Source organism: uncultured Roseivirga sp. (assembly GCF_963973945.1).
Classification (GTDB): domain Bacteria; phylum Bacteroidota; class Bacteroidia; order Cytophagales; family Cyclobacteriaceae; genus Roseivirga.
Genome location: NZ_CAXBBV010000020.1, coordinates 13375 through 31550, shown reverse-complemented (window position 1 = coordinate 31550; position 18176 = coordinate 13375). Strand labels below are relative to the sequence as shown.

Genomic DNA, 18176 nt, shown 5'->3' with positions numbered 1-18176 from the left:
GAGCATCTGACTGTTAATCAGAGGGTCCTTGGTTCGAGCCCAAGAGGGGGAGCTTAATGAGAATAGGCCTTGCGAGAAATCGTGAGGCCTTTTTCTTTTCATGGGGACAACATAGGGACAACATTTATTTTCCGTTCCATTTCATCACTTTTATTTATATTTATTGGTAGTAAGATTGGATCTCAATGGAAAAATTCATCCAAAATGCAGGCAGGGCACTTGCCAAGGTACGGACCGCCACCAATGATTTTTTGAACGAGAGGATCGGTGGAAATAGGAGGAACCTGATTCTTTTTCTTGTTTGCGTGTATATCCTATTTATCCTTTTAGTTTCTGTCGTACTTAATTTTAAGTCGCTTATCGACCATTATCCCATTTATCTCGGACTATTGTTCGCACTAATATTGGCCATATTTTGGGTGGCCGTTTTTTATGAGTCCGAATCCCATATGGCAAAGGACGGACATGGTTTTGTTATGGAAAGATTGAAAAGGTCAAGGATGAAATTCCATCTTTTGGATCTGGATTTAGATGGACAAAGAGAGTTGGAAAGAATACTCTCAGGTAAGAACGTCAAGAGCAAGATCAATTTTACGATGGGCAACAAGAGTGGGGAATCCGCCAACCACCGCATATTATTTGTCCTGTTCGATGAGATCATGGTAGGGGGAGTTGTTGAAATTTCGGGAGAACAGAAACAGGAATTCTTCCAATTCCTGCAGAATTCCTTTTTGATGAACGGGGAACCCATCAATCCCAATACCCTTAAGTCCGGTTTTTCCTCTTGGAAGACCGATCAGGAAAAGACAAACTCCAAGAACCAGCGCAAATTGGTGAAACAAATGCTCGGCAAAGCATAATTATAGCATAATCCTTTCCAAAGCCCGATTATCGTATTGACATGTGCATATCTGTTGCCATATGTTTGTCCCGTACAAAAGAGCGATCGGCCGGTTGCACATTCTTCAAAATCCTAAAAATACGATAATGGAAAATCAACAGGATGTAGTAACTATACTTACAGAAATTAAGGGGCTATTGGCCCAAAACAAAAAAACGCTCAATGTGGAGGACCTGGCACAATACACGGGTCTTTCCAAGAGCAAGATCTACAAACTTACCCAACAGAAGCTTATCCCGATGGGAAACAATCCCCATATCAGGCAGAAATTCTTCGATAAGGATACCATCGATGCCTGGCTCCTGGGGGAACCAGACCTTTCCGACGAGACCCTGGAACATAGGTTCAACGAGTCCCTGTTGAAGAACAGGAGGTAATTGGATGGAACCTACCAAAAGAAACTTTCAGGGCATCTGGATCCCGAGAACGATCTATCTGAACAAGGAAGTGAACTGGTACGCGAAGATCCTGCTCTTGGAGATACACAGCTTTACCGAAAATGGGAAGGAATGCTATATGTCCAACAGGTATATCGCCTCCTTCCTTCACATTTCCGAACGACAGGTCAGCAGGTACATTTCCGAATTGAAATCCCTGGGTTGGATAGAGGAGACCTCCTTCAACGGAAGGAAGCGCTACCTGAGAAGTCTGCTCCGTTTCGGCTTCAAAATTGGCGACTCTGCCCCGACAATGGTGTCCGGGCTGCCTGGACAGAAATGTCGTGGCAGCATGGACAAAAGTGTCAAGTATACTAAACAAGTAACAAAACAAGAAAAAAAAGAATTTACCTTTTTAAAAGAAGGAAATAAAAATAGAAGTCCAATATTGGAATGATGGATATGGAAAAGGGATGGTCGGAACATTTTCGGGGAAAGCAAACGGAACCAAAACCGTTATGCTCCCCAGAACTTTTTAAAAAAGTTTTTTATAGGGCGGCACAGGAATTTTATGCCCGGATGGACCTCGACTTTGAAGTGGACGGAACCAACAAAAATTTCCTTGGGCATTTTTGCAGGTATTGGAACCGGGATCCCGCATTCGAACTTTTGGAAAATATCTCCCTGAGAAAGGGGTTGTTGGTATTCGGTTCCTACGGCACCGGAAAAACGTCGAGCTTTAAGATCATCCAGAACATGTCCAAACAATATAGCCTTAGGCCACTTTGGTTCCCCTCCATAAGTGCCCAGGAGGTAGTGGACAAGTACAATTCGGAAAAGAACAAGGATGATATCATAAAATACTATTCCAGGGGAAACTTCCTGTTCGATGATTTGGGATCGGAAACGGTGGCGAACAATGTTTACCAGTACGGAAAGGAGGATATATTCGTCAGGATCCTGCTCAACCGTTACCGAAGTTTTGAGGAACTTGGGACAAAGACCCATATCACTACCAACCTGAACTCGTCCCAAATAGAAAACCGTTATGGGAGACAGATCTCGGACCGGTTCGTAAGGATGTTCAACCTGTTAAAATTGGACGGCCCCAGTCGGAGAAAGTAGCTGGTGAAAAGAAAAATAGACTTAAAGGTCGTGGTTAAGGTTTTAAAAGTGGATAATGGGCCAAAAGATTTAGGCAAAAAACGAAGCATATGATCCTATATAATTTTTAGTTGGTTGCCTTCATTTATGGTATTCGAAAACCGGTAGCGTAGCGTATAAGGTTTGAATAGCAAGAGGGTAACGCGCTGAAGCGACGTTACTGTTATTAAATTACTGAATATCAATGATTTAAGTCAAGTGTAAATAAATTTTACTGTGGCAAATTGACTAATAACACTTGTAATACATTGGATTCATTGACAAAATTTACTGTAGCCAATTTTATTAAGTATGAAACAATACTTATAAAATACTGAAAATCAATACGATAATAGTATTTGGCTTATTGGTCAAAGTAATTGGTATGGCAAATTTGCGTCATATGACTGGTCAACCTCAATGAATGCTGATAAAATTTACTGTAATGGAAAGAAATGTCAATAGAAAAAATACTTTTTCGGCTATTAGTATCAATAGAATAACAGCGGAACGTTTTAGGGAATATTCCAAGACCGTTGCAAAGTCCCATTCGGAAACCATTGATACGATGATCGATTTTTTTGAGAAGGCCAATATCACCCCCAAGAGCCAGGTGATCATTAGTTTTATCAAGTATCAGGTTTATCTCAATGGAAGGTGGGACTATATTGAACAACTTTTAAGGGATCAGGAACGAAAATACCTTAAGCCTACACACGATATGCTTAAAAGACTTTTCGATGGGGTAGCGCCCGTGAGGAAGGAAAAACAACAACCTTTACTTTTGGACCGGAATAGCATTAGGATGACCAAGGCAGAATGGCGCATGGAGGAGGAAGTTGTTCCCCTTGCAAAATACAATGAGGCTGTTAAGGGTAGGGATGAGGATAGAAAAAGGTTTAGGGAAGTATTGCGTGAAATTGCTCTTGTGGAACCAACTTTTGGCAAATCCTACTTTAGAGTTGAAATGGGGGCCGATGAATTGGAAAGGTTAAAAAGAGAATATTTGGGCAGGCATATCTATTGAGCCATATACAGTTGTAGGTGCGCCCTAATTCGATTTTATGTAACGCTTATCTTCCCGAACACTATAAAATCGAATCAGGGTCCATGCGCAGGTTAGTTATGGTTAGATTTGGGGTTAATAATTTGTATTATTATTTTACAATTATCTGTTCAACTTAATTCCTAATGAGCAATTCTAATACTCACTATAAAATCTTATGTATGCCAGTTTACATCTACAATGTGAATTAATCCAGCCTATATGTAGCAAACAATTAAATATATCACCAAAACCAAAAAGGCTATAAATGTTCTTGTAAAGGGATTTGGGCATCAAAAAAGTTTAAGTTAGCTAATTGATTTAGGTCAAGCTATATTGTTTATTAAATTGCTTTGGAGTACACCCATATTGTTTTTTAAATTGTGTGGCGAAATATTGACTTGATGTGAATCCGCAGTCATAAGCGACTTCTTGAATACTTAGTTCGTGGTCTTCATTAAGAAGTTTTGACGCTTTTTCTAGCCTTAAGTAATTTAGATATTCAACTGGAGTCATGTTTGTAATTTTTTTACAAAAATGAACAAATCTTGTTGTGCCAAGATTGCACTGATTTGCCATAGACTCTAATGTCCATGCTTTCTCAATATGGAATGGTAATTCAGTCAAAAATAATTCCACAGTGCGTCTGCTTTCCATTAAAGTTTTGTCTAACGACACATTACCCTTTCTAAAAACGTTTAGAATACTCAACAATAGACTGTTAATAAGTATCACAAGCTCAGATTCTATATGTTCCAAATCGTTGCTGCTTACAACTTTTCCAATTTCATTGAAACATGATCTTATTTTAGAATCCGATTGCCAAATGACTTTTTCATTTTGTCTTAAGATTTTTGTAAGTTCTTTAAGGTCTTCACGAGAAATAACAATCCAATTCGGCCATTTCCATGTCTGGTGTGGGTTACGAACATTAACATCAAGAATTAGCCAATAAAGTCGGCCTACACCAATATTTGGGTTTCCTAATTTATGAAGTTGCCATGGCCTCATTATTGTAAAATGGTTTGCCATAAGTTGTGCATTTTCAACATTTTCAGTTGAAATGGACATAGTTCCAGTCTCTAAATATGTAATTTCTATACCTTCATTTCTGTGCCAATCAAGACCCCAATTCTGTGGCATATGTGCATCCCAGTAGCCAACACTGTTAATACCTTTCAACATTTTAGTTGGTAGCGGCCTACCTGGATAATCCAAACGAACTAGAGACGATAGTTCAAGTTCACCTTTTTGCCACGCTTTCTTTAAAGGAGTACATGTGTCTGCTTTATAGTTTTTAAAGTCCATATGTTTAAAATTCTACATTGAAATATTTGAATTGATATAATTTAACGTCTTAATTTATCGTGATTTATCTAAATGTTAAAGCACATAAAATCAACAAGTTAGTTTATTTTAATTTCGTGAATATAGTAAAATTAAGCTAATCGTATTTTTTTTTGTTTAAAATTATTCATTGTTTAATATTTAACAAGGGGAGTAAAAAAATATTGTATTCTTGTAATTGAGTAGTGATTATTATCATATTCATATTATTAAATAAATAGATAAAAAATAATGAATACGGGTAGTTTAAAGAAATTTGATTTCAATAAAAGATACAGGCTGTTTGTGCTAACTGAGAAGATTCCGATCCTAATAATGTGCTTTGTCAGTTTAACTTTTGGCACTCTTAGGGCACAAGATGACAAAGATGAGATAATCTTGGTGCCACAAAATCGGGCTATTGTTCAAAGGTGCTTTTTGGAGTTGGATGGTGTTAAGAAAACGTTCTGTGTGGCTGTTGGTGAACCAAATAAGGTCCATTATGCTTTAGACCTTTCAACTGGGGCAATTGTCAAGATTTGGAAGGGTGATTTCTTGGAAGCTACCACTATGTGGACAGGGAGAGGTCAGGAGCAGCTTGCGGAACCATTGGGGAATAAGATTTTGACAATCAAATCCAATTCTTCCATATTATTTGAAAATGGAAGTAAACACAAAAATGCAAATCAGTCATTAGAATATAAGGGATATACTTTGGATGTGAAAGGGAGTCCAACATTTAAATATGCCAATGACGGAATTGAAGTCGAGGACAGAATATGGTCCACCGTGGAAGATACACAAAAATTGCATAGAGACATTCGATTTTCATTGAATTCCTCGAATGGTGAAAATATAAAATATAGACTCGCTCAGGGGGCTTCAATTAGAAAAATTAAGAAGAATGTCTATAGTATAAATGATAAGAGCTATATCATAACAATTTCATCAAAACTTAAATCTGAGCCTGAAATTCAAAATACTTCCCATGGGCAAGATTTGGTTATTCCGCTATCAAGTATAAAGAATAGTGATGTTTTGGAATACTACATTCTATGGTGATTGTAGAATAACATAAGTTGTAAAAGTTGTCAATATAGAAATATACGTAAAGAAAATTGAAATGAAGAATATGAACTTTTTCGAGTTTAGATTTAAACTAAACATACATACCATTTTAAGTGTTGGAGTTTATTTATTTTTTGCGCTAATTGTTTATGGTCAGGACCATAATCATATGCATCATGATTTGGGTGACGAGGAGGACAAATATTATAGAATTGCTACAGTAGCAATCCCCGATAGTATTAAACTTGAAGTTAGTGGAATGGCAGAATTACCAGATCAAAGGTTAGCAGTTTCTACCAGAATGGGCGAGCTCTGGATAATTGAGAATGCAACCATGGAAAATAATTCTAAACCTATTTTTAAATTGTTCGCTAGTGGGTTGCATACCCCTTTAGGTCTGGCATATAGAGATAAAGCATTCTTTGTGGCTCAGAGAGCGGAGCTTACGAAGATAACCGACACTAATGGCGATGATATCGCGGATAAATTTGAGACTATTACAACTTGGCCATTGTCCGGAAATTATTGTGAGTATAACCATGGCCCAATTCTGCCCCCTGATGGCAATTTCTATATTAATTTTAATTTGGGAGATAATGGCATGGGTGCCAGTAGCGAGCCATTTTATGGTGAAATGGGAAGTCATGCAGCTTGGCGCGGTTGGATGGTTCAGGTAACCCCAGAGGGTAAATTGAATCCTTACGCTGCGGGACTTAGATCGCCAGCTGGAATTGGAGTGAACTCTATTGGCGACGTATTTTATACAGAAAATCAAGGCGGATGGGTTGGCACGGGTTATCTTTCCCACGTTGAAAAGGGTGATTTTTTCGGTCATCCATCTAGCTTAAAATCGGCCAATCTTCCTGGTTCCCCTGTAAAAATTGATACTTCCCAAGTACCACGTGATAAACCATTACTTCATGAAATGGTGGATAGACTACCCGGCTTCAAAATGCCATCGGTTAGATTTCCACATGGAATTTTAGGAACGTCACTAACTGGTTTTGTACCTGATACCACGAATGGAAAGTTTGGGCCCTTTACGGATCAACTCTTTGTCGGGGATGAAGGTCAGGCCAATATAATGCGTGTATTTCTTGAGAAGGTTAATGGAGCATACCAAGGTGCAGTATTCCCTTTCAAGAAGGGATTTGAATCAGGAATTTTAAGAATGAACGGGGCCTCGGATAATTCTATTTATGTTGGGATGTCGGACAGAGGTTGGCATTCATCTGGACCAAAAAGATATGGACTTCAAAGATTGGTTTGGACTGGAGAAATACCATTTGAAATCAAAACAATAAAGGCTCAATCTGATGGTTTTGAATTGGAGTTTACCATGCCAATTAATGAAAAAACCGCTATTGATCCCAATAATTATCAAATTACAAGTTTCGATTATGCGTACCAGCAAAAATATGGTAGTGATCTTTATGAAAAAAAAGAAGGAAAAATAAAGGCGGTTAAAATCTCCAATAGCGGTAAGAATGTAAGAATTGTTTTGGATGAACTTAGAAAAGGGTTCATTTATGAGATAAAATGTAGCGGAATTAAATCCGCCAAAGGCAACCCATTATTACATGATTTTGGCTTTTATAGTTTAAACAACATACCAATTGGAAATCCTTTAACTCTTGATGATTCGGTCACACAATTCCATGATGTGGAGATTGAAGAAAAAACTGTAAAAAAAACACCCAAAAAACAGGTTGTCAAACAAGCCAATAATCAAAGGATATTGACAAAAACATCCTCGTTAAAAAAGAATCAAAATTCTGTTCCAGCCGATTGGGTTAATGGTCCTGATATGACTATAACTATAGGAGTGAAACCTGGCTTAAAATATGATTTGGAGAGTTTTAATATTAAACCGAATGCCAAGGTAAAACTGGAATTGGTAAATACGGATGACATGCAACATAATTTGGTCGGTACACTTCCGAAATCGGCAGATAAAGTTGGAAAAACGGCATTGAGCCTAGGTATTGACGGCACAGCTAAGAATTGGGTGCCCGAATTAAAAGAGGTTTTGTTTCATACAAAAATTGTTCAACCAGGTGCTACTGAGGTAATCTATTTCGTTGCTCCGGCAGCAGAAGGTGACTATGAATATGTTTGTACTTATCCCGGTCATTATATGAGTATGAGGGGGGTTATGAAAGTCTACAAATAATCCACAAATCAACAATAAGTAATACTAATCCAAGCTTTTTAGATATTGGGAATGGATACATATGTACTAAATAAATCAAGATTGTTTACAGCAGCCAGTATCGCTTTGGTTGTAACGGCAATGACATTTGCCATTAGGGCCAATCTATTGGGACCATTGGGCGAGGAGTTTGGACTGTCACTTAGCGAAATAGGGGAGATTGCTTCTGCCGCATTTTGGGGTTTTACTGTGTCCATGCTCATAGGAGGTGCCATTTGTGATATAGTAGGAATTCGTTTGATGTATTGGATAGCATTTTTAGGTCACATACTCGGGCTGATACTTACCATCCTATCAGTTGGTTATTGGTCCTTATTCCTATCCACATTGTTGGTGGGATTAGCTAATGGTTTTATTGAATCTGCGAGTTATACAATGGTTAGTAGTATGTATACCAATGAAAAGGCGAAAAAGATAAACGATTGGCATATTTGGTTTCCTATGGGGATAGTTATAGGGGGTGTAATTGCTTATGGATGTACGCTTTTGGATTTTGGTTGGAAAATACAAATGGCAGTAATGATTCCACCTACTCTTTTCTATGGTTTTATGTTCTTAGGTCAAAAGTTTCCTAAATCGGAGAGAGTAACCATGGGAGTTAGCACTTCGGAGATGATCCGGGCATGCTTTGGCCCGTTATTTATTTTTATGGTGTTTTGTATGTTGCTTACCGGAGCGACCGAATTGGGAACAAACCAATGGATCGCCGAGCTGTTGTCAGCTGTTGGTGTTCCTTCAATTTTACTATTGGTATTCATTAATGGCATTATGGCAATTGGCAGGTACAATGCTGGGGCAATTTTGAAGAGAACGTCAAGTACTGGTTTGTTGTTTTTCTCGGCTGTTTTTTCATTTATCGGACTTCAGTGGCTTGGCCTTGCCCAAGGATACGTTTCTTTTCTCGCGGCAGGTGTATTTGCGGTTGGGATATGTTTTTTCTGGCCCACAATGATCGGGTTTGTCTCAGAGAATATTCCTAAATCAGGACCATTGGGTTTATCTATAATGGGATCGGTTGGGTTACTTTCCACAGCTTTGATCATGCCAATATTTGGAAGAGTCTATGAATCACAATTATCTAATGCTATACCAAAAGGGGTAAATTATCAAGAAATATTAAACGCGGAAGTTGGGAGTTACAATCATAATATTTTAAATGAAGCAAAAGTAATTGCAGGGTCGGATACATTAATGTATGCATCAATACTTCCTGCAATTCTAATTTTGGCTTTTGGCATCCTGTTTTTAATAAGGAAGAAACGACGGACTATGGTTCCAAATGAAATCTGAGCCTTTTTATGGGATACTGATATCAACAAGAATAATTAATTAATAATCAATATAAATAATGGCAAAATTTAGAATTAGTTTAAATATGGAGTACTGCCGAAGTGCTGATAAAAGTTTTAGGGAAGGGGTTAAAATAGCCGCCGAATTAGGATATAAGTATATTGAGCCTATGGTCCATACCGGATGGGGCCTTTTAAGTGAGGTAGACTATTTTCATTCCTTTTCCATGGAAGAAGACACTTTACTTATGAAAGAAATATGTGATTCTCACGGTATCAAAGTAAGTAGTATAAGTGGTCATAGTCCATTAATGAAACCGGAGGCAGCAGTATCAAGACTTACACGATCCATTATTTTGGCAGATGCATGCGGTGCCAGGTTCGTCAATAGTGATGAAATGATAAAGGATGATTGGATGGATGATAAGATGGCTTTTGAGGCTATGAATTATACGTTGACAAAAGCTGAAATGGTTGCAAGAAGGCATAAGGTCTATTTATGTATTGAACCTCACGGAATTTATACCAAAACTGCTGAGGGGTTGATGCAAATTGTCAACTTAGTTAAATCACCATGGATTCAGGTAAATTGGGACACCGGAAACTCTTATTTGGCAGGTGTTGAAGACCCCTATGATGGGCTCATGCATGTACGTGACAGCGTTTACCATATCCATGCTAAAGATATAAGTATGGAACAAAGTGAGATGGAAAGAGGTAGTGTTACAGGTACACCTGTTGGTTGTGCATGTGGGGAAGGCATGGTGAATTGGGATAAGGTATTTGAAATTCTAGAACCAATTGACAGAGAAATATTTCTGAGTGTGGAGTGTGGAAAGATTGATGAGGCTGAAAGAAGTATAAAGTTCTTGGAAAAGGTTCTAGGAAATAGACTGATTAAAGATTAATACTTATGAAACTATATAGCTACGTCTTTCTGTTGGGCATTTTATTCGTTTTGGGTTCGTGTGGTTTTGGTACTGCAGACTCCGGTTCTAAAAAGAATAACCAGCCTACTTGGAAATGGGAACAAACGGACAAGTCCCTTACTTTACTAAATGGTGAAAATAGGATCTTGTGGAGGTTAAATTTCGATTCAGAACAGGACAAGCCTTATTTTCATCCCTTACGAACTCCCAAAGGGTATAACCTAACATTGGAAAGGCCAAAGGACCATCCGTGGCATAGGGGGCTATGGTTTTCCTGGAAGGATATTAATGGTGTTAACTATTGGGAGGAAGATCCTGATAAAGGTGTGGCTGAAGGTAGAAGTATTGTCAAGTCTGTAAGTATTGATAAATATAAAAACTTCTCGGCCAAGATTACTTTACATATTGCATATGAGGAAAAGGGAATTGCGCTTATAGAAGAAGAACGCGTTGTTGAGATCGGTTCCCCCCAGAACACGGAGGATTATACAATTAAATTTCATCAAAGATTTGAAATTTTGGAGGATATACGTCTTTACCTTGAGAAACCTGCAAAACATGGTGGTGTTGAATGGGGTGGATATGCGGGTCTATCGTTTAGAGCTTCTGATTCTTTGGTAGGTCACCAATTTACTACATCCTCAGGATGGGTCAACAACGATGATATTACTGGTTACGGAGAAAAAGAGCGCTGGATGGATATGACAGCAAAAGTAATGGGCTCGGAAGATTATGTAGGATTGACCATTTTTGATTCTCCAGACAATCCTAGATTTCCATCTCCCTATTATGTTTGGTTTGCAAAGGGTGAACATGCATTTTTTACACCTTCTATATTGTTCGATGGACCGATGGATCTTAATAAAGGGGAGTCATTATTACTGAACTATTTGGTTTTGGTACATGATGGAAAAAGATCAAATGAACAATTAAGGCAATTCGAAAATTTTTAAAACCCATTTTAGATGTGGGTATACTGAATTTACCAAGTAAACAAGGAAAGCCTCAGGGCTACCTTTTATTAGTATGAATAATAAATAATCACTTGATAACCTTTTAAACAATATGAACTTATGGAAAAACTTCAAAAATGTCATGTCTTTGATGTGACCAAATTTAATTTAAACTTTAAACTGACTATTTTTTTGGCAGTTTTCAGTTTGTTCGCAGGCTTAGCTCATCCCAAGATAGAAGATGGGATTATGGAAAATAAATTGACAGAAAGAATTAATTTATTTGGAATAATTAAAACTCAGAATATAATTACTGGTACCGTAATTGATGAGAGTGGGAACCCCTTAGCAGGAGCATCAGTAGTAGTAAAAGGTACAATACAAGGAGCTCAGACAGATTTTGATGGAAAATTCACTCTAAGCTATGAAGGGGATGCAAACATATTGGTGGTGTCCTATATTGGATATGGTACCAAGGAGATAGCTGTCGAAAACGCTACAGAGATTAACATTCAGCTAATGCCCGAGGCATCTTCGTTGGATGAGGTAGTAGTTGTGGGTTATGGAACCTCGAAAAAAAGTGAAATTACCGGGTCAGTGGGGATGATTACAAGTGAAGATATAGCTCAACAGCCAAGTGTTAACCCACTTCAAAACCTTAGAGGTAAAATTGCAGGGGTAACCGTTTTTTCAAATTCTGGTGCTCCTGGGGGGAACAATAAAGTTCTGATCAGGGGACAAGGGACCATCAATGCCTCTACACAACCATTATACGTTGTGGATGGGGTTCAAACCGACAATATTGACTATTTAAATCCAAGCGATATTGTAAGTATGGAAGTTTTAAAGGACGCTTCTTCAGCTGCTATATATGGAGCACGGGGTGCGAACGGGGTAGTATTGATTACGACTCAAGGAGGGTTGGAAGGTAAAGGCCTTATAGTAGAGTATAAATCCAATTTAAGTGTTGGCAGGTTGGCCAAAAAAAGAAATTCCAAGTATAGGGCTATGAATTCATCAGAATTTATGGATGTTCAAAGAATTGCTGTTGAGAATGCTCCTTATTTCAGGGACTATGCACCTGGTGAAGAGCCGACCTTGGTATTGAATAACGATCTTCTCTTTGATAGCAATGGTAACCCTTTGTATGATACCAATTGGGAAAAAGAGGTGACAAGAACAGCCTTTTCGCAAGACCATCATGTCAGTATTCGTTCTGGTAGTGAGAATTCTTCAACAGGTCTTTTTCTTAACTATACAGATCAGAACGGTATCATTCTAAACTCATATTTGAAAAGAGCTGATATGAAATTATCGTATGATGTTGATCTCAACGATTGGCTCTCAACAGGATTAATACTTCGTTTAAATCATGTATGGGAGAATGTTCCTGAGGTTGAGGGTAGCGGGGTTTCAGCTATATCACGAGCCATACATGAGTTCCCCTCTATTTTCCCAATAAGATGGCCGGATGGTACTTATTCGAATTCGACCCAAACCCAAGGCACGAGTCTTATTCTAGAAGGTGCACCCAACCCTGTTTCGGTTCTTAATGAGGTTGAAAACTTGAATAATAGGACAAATATCAATGGGAATATCTTTGTCGACTTAAAACTTTCTCCGGAATTATCGTTCAGGTCCCAATTCGGACTGGTCAATAGGGGTTTAAAAAATAGGTACTATGGCCCAACCAATATTTTAACTATGGGCTTTCCAGATGGAAGGGCATCCATTACCAATCTGAATTCTACATTTTGGCAGAACGAAAACTTTTTAACCTACGACAAAGAATTCGAATCAGGAAATTTTAAAGCTATGTTAGGTGCCAGTTGGCAGGAATTTACCCAAGATCAAAATAGCTCCTCAGTGACAGGATTTAAAAATAATTTTTTTAAGTACAACAATTTAGGTGTTGCTGAAATTACTAATCCGGCACAGTCTGACTATACAGATTGGTCTATGAATTCCTATTTTTTTAGGGGTAATTATACACATAATGGCAAATACACAGCAACTATTACAGGTCGTATGGATGGTTCTTCCAGATTTGGTGACAATAATAAGTACGCATTTTTTCCGTCTGGTGGTGTGTCTTGGTTTGTTTCCGAAGAGGACTTTATGTCAGAGGTTAAGGCAATTAATATGTTGCGACTTAGAGCCTCCTATGGTGTTACCGGAAATACTGAGATAGGATCTTTTAATTCATTGGCCACAATAAGTTCAGGAACTAATTTGATAGGAGGTGAACTTAGGTCTACCAGTGAAATTACCAGATTGGCCAATCCTGACCTTAAATGGGAAAGGAGTAGTCAGGTTAACGTCGGTTTGAATTTAAGAGCATTCAATGATGTATTATCTGTTGAAGCCGACTACTACTACAAATTGACTACAGATTTATTATTAGATAGACCCATACCTTCAACTACTGGTTTTACTTCAATTACCGATAATATAGGAGAAGTTTCCAATAGAGGGGTTGATTTATTGATTACCACAAGAAATTTGGAAACTCCGAACTTTTCATGGAATACTTCCTTTTCTGTAAATTATAATAAAAACAGGGTTGAAGCCTTAGGAGAGAATGATGAAGATATCTTTCCCGGTCCATTTTGGGTTGGCGGAAGTCAGACCGTTTTGAGGGTAGGAGAGCCGGTTAGCTCTTTTTGGGGTCAAGTGAGATTGGGAACCTACGGTACTGATGAGGCAGATGAAGCAGCGGCTTTAGGTAAATTACCTGGACAAATCAAGAGAAGTGATAATCAACAGATTATTGGAAAAGGATTACCAGATTATAGGGGTAGCTTAATCAACAAGTTTACTTTTGGACGATTTGATGCCATCGTAGATATGCAGTTTTCTTATGGAGCGGACATATTGCAACAATTTGTTACGACGGCAGAAGATCGACAAGCATTGACGAATGGTTTTAAAACACAACTTTATGATGGCTGGACACCTAACAATCAAGATACTTCCGTTCCTATTATACGACATACTGTAATTTCAGGTCAGGACTTGGCTGTGGATAGCCATTGGGTAGCTGACGGATCATATCTCAGAGCCAATTTAATTTCTTTGGGGTACAACTTTAACAATAATGTACTAGACGCTTTGGGATTAAAACACTTTAGGATGAATTTGAGTCTGGAAAACGCCTTTGTCATACAATCTAAAGATTTTAAAGGATATGATCCTGAATCGAATGGACAGTGGGATAGTTCAAATTTTGGACAAAACATATTCTTTTATTCTTATCCAAAAGCAAGGACATTAACCATGGGGCTTGCCGTGAAATTCTAAAAAAAGACAATAATCATGAAAAAAACAGCAATATTATTATCATCGTTTTTGATTCTTCTAATTTGTTCATGTGATAAATTTCTTGAAGAAAATCCAAAAAACCAGATTTCTGTAGATCAATATTTTAATGAACCGGATGACGTTAGGTCCGTTGTCAATTCACTTTATGGCATAGGAGCTTTACAGCGATATATTTCCGGTGATTTTCAAATTAATGCAATGTTGGGAGGATATTTATCTGGCTTTTTTGAGAATGAACGTACCGAACGTCCAGGACCTTTTGAAGCGAATAACTTAACGTTGAACCCCAATAATATGGATGAGTATCTTTTTAATTATTGGAGGGATGCCTATGACGCTATTGCCAAGGCCAATACAGCTATAAAATATATTCCTGATGTTCCAGGACTATCGACGGAAGAAGCAAATCTTCTCTTAGCGGAGGCGCGATTCTTTAGGGCATTCAATTATTTTGCTTTGGTCAGGGATTTTGGCGATGTTCCTTTGGTAACTGAACCATCGGAGAATTTGGATAATATATATGTGGCCCGTACCTCGTCCGATCTGGTATACGACTTTATAATCGAAGACCTGGAGTGGGCAATTGATAATGGTGGATTGTCCGATCTTCCATTTCATTCGAATGGCTATCGAATTACTGAAGGAGCCGTGGCTGTGACCTTAGCTAATGTACAGCTGCAGAAGGCTGGTTATCCACTACAAGGAGGGACCGAAAGTTATGCTAGGGCAGCTGAGGCGGCCAAGCTAATTATTACAAGTGGAAATTATTCACTTATTCCTAATGGGAATACTGCCGAGGAAAGCGCCTTTAACGTAATGCGTAATTCGGAGACCGAAAACGAATTTGTATTTTCCATAGAAGCAGATGAGCAGTATAGAAGGACAAGTTATTATCAGCTTACGTTACCTAAGTATGCCGCTGTACCCGATGTAATTCCAGGTGATGTTTGGATTGTTTATAGACCGTTGGATGAATATTTAAGAGTGTATGATCCCAGTCTGGACATTAGGATTCAGAATCGTCAGATTTGGCATAACTCAATCGAGCGTAATGGAGAAGTGTATGATTTCGATGGTAACTGGGCTCCTTATACTTGGTATGATGAAGTTGCTTTGTTCGAAACCGGTAGGGGAGGCAAAAATATTAACATCAATCTTTATTCGGAGGTACTCTTAATTGCAGCGGAAGGAATAGCACAATCAGAAGGAGTAACTAGTGAAGCGGTTGGATATCTTGCCGATGTGAGAAGCCGTGGGTACTGGCAGACAGATCGAAATCAAATTGAATCTGAATTGGCAGCACTTACAAAGGAGCAATTTGTGGAAGAGGTATGGAAAGAAAGACTTAGAGAATTACCCTTGATTTTTAAGACTTGGTCGGACATTCAAAGAACAAGATTATATCCTATCACTTCAGAAACTAACCCAGGAGAGGTGAGTTTTACGAATGTAGTTGGTTCGGTAAATCCTTATGGAGCTACTTTTCAAGAAAAACATTTATTACTTCCAATAGCGACAAGGGTAAAAGACAGAAACCCAGAAATAACTGGAAATGGTTATTAGTCTGAGTTAATATTTTAAGTAGTTAGTTTATTTGTTGAGTTAGTTTAAGAACCGGTGTCTATATGGCATCGGTTTTTATTTGTATTTAAACCAACTGCAAAAAAAATTATGATTGAGAATAAGATTCTTAGTAAGAATCACTTTAATTTGTTCTGAACAAAAAGACCGTAGGCTTCATCCAGAAACTCTCCTTCATCAAAAGGTAAAAGTTTATTTGCCAATTCCAGCGTTTTCCGAATATCCAGTCCGGGATCATTAGAATCCCCTTCCACATGGCTGGCCAAAATGCAAACGTTTATCAAGGACTCTAGGGTGCTAAACAGATCCGTATAGCCATCAAACTGGAGGAACGAAGCTTTAAATTTATTCTTGTGTATATCAGAGGTGTGCAATGTTGTTAGTTTATACCGTGCTGATTCCTTCAACATTTTTAATTGTTTCTTTTTTATTCCCATAGTTGTATTTTACTATTATGTTAAACCCTCTCTTAGTTTCTCTTCCCTATAATAAAGGTTAAGATCATCCAAGAGTGCTTCCTCTCCTTGTGGCAATAACCTATTGGCAATTGTTAGTATTTGACGGATATACTCCTTTTCATATCTATCATTGATATCGTCAATTAGTTCTGGATCCATTACCTTCATGGCCAGGTAAAGCATGGCTCGGACGGTCAATACCAGGTCTACATGGTTGTCCACATAAAAGAGACTGACCTCAAACTTATTTTTAAAGAAGGAGTGGGGCTTTAGTGTAGGATGGTGGTCCATTGCCTGATGTTTTAGGCTATTGATTAGTTTTTCTTCGTTACGGTTCATAGATGCACATTTTTGGATTATGTTGTTTTGGCATTGTTCAAACCATTCAGCTTTTCGGTTACGTAGTCCAAAAAATCCATTTGACTGTGTGGCAATATATTTAGGACCAGTTCCAGGACTCTACAAACGCTGTCATGTTTGGTGACATTTTGATTGTTCGGGGACAATAGCATTCCGTTCCCGTCCAGAGCAAATACACATACTTCCAGAAGGCTTGCTATGTTCAACAGCAGATCATTGTTGTCCTTAACCTCCAAGAATACCTTATGATTTCCTAAGGGATTAGCTGGATCTTGTTTTAAAAGCCTCATAAGATTTTGGTGCAGTTTATGGATGTCGTTAAAAGTCTTTAATTTTTTCTTTTTCATAAGCTGTTTATTAGGGTTATTATTAGGTTTTCAAATCAGGAAGTAAATTCCGGATCTTGTCAAGAAATTCCATTTCCTCATAGGGTATCATATTGAGTATATACCCGAGTACTTCTTGAATATTCTGTTCGGGTTCTGGAACAACACTATTTGGAGTGCGTTCCGCATCCAATGCTGTGATGCATACCTTTAATAAACTAGAAATCATAAAGGAGGTTTCCAGATACCCGTCTGTAATAAGGTTTACGGTATAAAGTTCCTTTTTGGAGGGGTAGCGCTTTAAGGTATGGAAATGCTCCTTGGCCAATTCGCTTATTTTATCCAAGGTTATATCCTCATCTAATTTCATTTTTTCCTCATTTGAAGCGTCCTCATTAACAAAAGTGGCTTCCTTTGAGGGTTCACGATTTTCCCAATAATTTTGGCTTTCCATTCTTTGCGTATTAGAGTTTGATAAAATAAGAACATATTGTCCGAATATCGGAACTAATATACATATAACAAGATAAAATTGCAAATCAAAATTTAGAAAATCGGAAAATTTTATCCTATGAACTAACTTTATGTTCTTAAAATTGGACAAATCCATGACTGAATTGGGCCTTTACTTTGCCAAAAAATCCGTGAATCGCTCAGATGTATCCCGTAAAACGGGTATTAGTAAAACAAGGTTGAGCGAACTTTCGAACAATATAAATACTCAATTAAGAGTAAAGGAGTTGTATTTAATAGCCTTGGCCATCGATGTGGATCCGAGTGAATTATTGAACGAGGTTTGCAAGGGGCTTAAACTACGAAAAGAGTAGGGGGTCCTCTGAAGATTTTCTATATTATACCAAAGTGAAATTATTGAACCAGTCTTGAAC

General features: G+C 38.0%; 18 protein-coding genes. 13 read left to right on the top strand and 5 right to left on the bottom strand.

The window, feature by feature from the left end; genetic code table 11:
- Window positions 1–185 precede the first annotated feature (185 nt).
- The 5 genes from AAC026_RS19355 (at window position 186) to AAC026_RS19335 (ending at window position 3448) form a co-directional block, all read left to right on the top strand.
- The gene (locus AAC026_RS19355; protein WP_339701635.1) at window positions 186–860 is read left to right on the top strand and encodes a hypothetical protein; all 675 of its coding nucleotides are present in this window, start codon (window positions 186–188) and stop codon (window positions 858–860) included.
- 127 nt (window positions 861–987) lie between these two features.
- Window positions 988–1278 carry a helix-turn-helix domain-containing protein gene (locus AAC026_RS19350; protein WP_339701632.1) on the top strand — a complete coding sequence of 97 codons (291 nt, stop codon included), beginning with the start codon at window positions 988–990 and terminating at the stop codon, window positions 1276–1278.
- Between the two features lie 4 nt (window positions 1279–1282).
- Window positions 1283–1735 carry a helix-turn-helix domain-containing protein gene (locus tag AAC026_RS19345; protein WP_339701629.1) on the top strand — a complete coding sequence of 151 codons (453 nt, stop codon included), beginning with the start codon at window positions 1283–1285 and terminating at the stop codon, window positions 1733–1735.
- A gap of 5 nt (window positions 1736–1740) precedes the next feature.
- Window positions 1741–2403, top strand: coding sequence for a hypothetical protein (locus AAC026_RS19340; protein WP_339701626.1), 663 nt, complete (start codon window positions 1741–1743; stop codon window positions 2401–2403).
- Window positions 2404–2866: 463 nt separating this feature from the next.
- Window positions 2867–3448 (top strand): BfmA/BtgA family mobilization protein, encoded by a 582-nt coding sequence (locus AAC026_RS19335; protein WP_339701623.1) that lies wholly within the window; start codon window positions 2867–2869, stop codon window positions 3446–3448.
- 339 nt (window positions 3449–3787) lie between these two features.
- Here the strand turns inward: AAC026_RS19335 and AAC026_RS19330 are convergent, their stop codons facing one another.
- Window positions 3788–4774: a helix-turn-helix transcriptional regulator gene (locus tag AAC026_RS19330; protein ID WP_339701620.1), complete on the bottom strand. Its 987-nt coding sequence runs from the start codon at window positions 4772–4774 to the stop codon at window positions 3788–3790.
- A gap of 270 nt (window positions 4775–5044) precedes the next feature.
- Here AAC026_RS19330 and AAC026_RS19325 point away from each other — a divergent pair, with 270 nt between their 5' ends.
- The 7 genes from AAC026_RS19325 (at window position 5045) to AAC026_RS19295 (ending at window position 16127) form a co-directional block, all read left to right on the top strand.
- Complete coding sequence (locus AAC026_RS19325; protein ID WP_339701617.1) at window positions 5045–5854, top strand: hypothetical protein; 810 nt, start codon at window positions 5045–5047, stop codon at window positions 5852–5854.
- Between the two features lie 61 nt (window positions 5855–5915).
- Entirely contained in the window at window positions 5916–8033 is a 2118-nt protein-coding gene (locus AAC026_RS19320; protein ID WP_339701614.1) for a plastocyanin/azurin family copper-binding protein, read from the top strand.
- A 51-nt stretch (window positions 8034–8084) separates the two neighbouring features.
- On the top strand, window positions 8085–9362 hold the full coding sequence (locus AAC026_RS19315; protein WP_339701611.1) for an MFS transporter: 1278 nt from the start codon (window positions 8085–8087) through the stop codon (window positions 9360–9362).
- Between the two features lie 58 nt (window positions 9363–9420).
- Window positions 9421–10269: a sugar phosphate isomerase/epimerase family protein gene (locus tag AAC026_RS19310; RefSeq protein WP_339701608.1), complete on the top strand. Its 849-nt coding sequence runs from the start codon at window positions 9421–9423 to the stop codon at window positions 10267–10269.
- Between the two features lie 5 nt (window positions 10270–10274).
- Window positions 10275–11243 (top strand): PmoA family protein, encoded by a 969-nt coding sequence (locus tag AAC026_RS19305; protein WP_339701605.1) that lies wholly within the window; start codon window positions 10275–10277, stop codon window positions 11241–11243.
- 120 nt (window positions 11244–11363) lie between these two features.
- Window positions 11364–14543 (top strand): TonB-dependent receptor, encoded by a 3180-nt coding sequence (locus tag AAC026_RS19300; protein WP_339701602.1) that lies wholly within the window; start codon window positions 11364–11366, stop codon window positions 14541–14543.
- A gap of 15 nt (window positions 14544–14558) precedes the next feature.
- Complete coding sequence (locus AAC026_RS19295) at window positions 14559–16127, top strand: RagB/SusD family nutrient uptake outer membrane protein (protein WP_339701599.1); 1569 nt, start codon at window positions 14559–14561, stop codon at window positions 16125–16127.
- 137 nt (window positions 16128–16264) lie between these two features.
- On the opposite strand, the gene AAC026_RS19290 is transcribed toward AAC026_RS19295, so the two are convergent.
- The 4 genes from AAC026_RS19290 to AAC026_RS19275 are packed head-to-tail and all read right to left on the bottom strand — an operon-like array spanning window position 16265 to window position 17743.
- Window positions 16265–16555 (bottom strand): hypothetical protein, encoded by a 291-nt coding sequence (locus AAC026_RS19290; protein WP_339701596.1) that lies wholly within the window; start codon window positions 16553–16555, stop codon window positions 16265–16267.
- A 42-nt stretch (window positions 16556–16597) separates the two neighbouring features.
- Window positions 16598–16942: a hypothetical protein gene (locus AAC026_RS19285; RefSeq protein WP_339701593.1), complete on the bottom strand. Its 345-nt coding sequence runs from the start codon at window positions 16940–16942 to the stop codon at window positions 16598–16600.
- Between the two features lie 17 nt (window positions 16943–16959).
- A complete protein-coding gene (locus AAC026_RS19280) occupies window positions 16960–17310 on the bottom strand; it encodes a hypothetical protein (protein ID WP_339701590.1) in 351 nt (116 codons plus the stop codon).
- A 22-nt stretch (window positions 17311–17332) separates the two neighbouring features.
- Window positions 17333–17743: a hypothetical protein gene (locus AAC026_RS19275; RefSeq protein ID WP_339701588.1), complete on the bottom strand. Its 411-nt coding sequence runs from the start codon at window positions 17741–17743 to the stop codon at window positions 17333–17335.
- 130 nt (window positions 17744–17873) lie between these two features.
- Between AAC026_RS19275 and AAC026_RS19270 the strand changes: the two genes are divergently transcribed.
- The gene (locus tag AAC026_RS19270) at window positions 17874–18116 is read left to right on the top strand and encodes a helix-turn-helix transcriptional regulator (RefSeq protein WP_339701586.1); all 243 of its coding nucleotides are present in this window, start codon (window positions 17874–17876) and stop codon (window positions 18114–18116) included.
- Window positions 18117–18176: the final 60 nt, after the last annotated feature.